The sequence below is a fragment of the Pseudomonas sp. BCRC 81390 genome, assembly GCF_030341915.1.
Taxonomy (GTDB): domain Bacteria; phylum Pseudomonadota; class Gammaproteobacteria; order Pseudomonadales; family Pseudomonadaceae; genus Aquipseudomonas.
Genome location: NZ_JATAAG010000089.1, coordinates 1,358 through 1,842 on the forward strand (window position 1 = coordinate 1,358; position 485 = coordinate 1,842).

At 60.6% G+C, this 485-nt stretch carries 1 protein-coding gene; it reads left to right on the top strand.

Annotated elements, in window-relative coordinates:
• A partial coding sequence (locus QSV36_RS25105) for an immunoglobulin-like domain-containing protein (RefSeq protein ID WP_289135754.1) occupies window positions 1–485 on the top strand: 485 nt, incomplete at both ends.

Consider the following 485-nt stretch of genomic DNA (forward strand, 5'->3'; position numbering starts at 1 on the left):
CACCGAAGGTGGCGTGATCACCTACACCGTGACCCTGAGCAACCCGGCCCAGACCCCGGTGACCGTGACTTTGTCCAACGGCCAGACCATTACCGTTGAAGCTGGTAAGACCCAGGGCAGCGTCGATTTCGAAACCCCGGCGAACGATGTCTACAACAATGGCTCGACCGTCAGCACCACGATTACCGGTGCGACCGGTGGCAACTTCGAACAGCTGACGCCGAATCCGACCCCGGCTCAAACCACGATCAACGACTCGCTCGACACTACTACCGCGACCCTGACGGCGACGCCGTCGGTGACCGAAGGTGGCGTGATCACTTACACCGTGACGCTGAGCAACCCGGCTCAGACCCCGGTGACCGTGACCTTGTCCAACGGCCAGACCATTACCGTTGAAGCCGGCAAGACCCAGGGCAGTGTCGATTTCGAAACCCCGGCGAACGACGTCTACAACAATGGCTCGACCGTCAGCACCACGATTA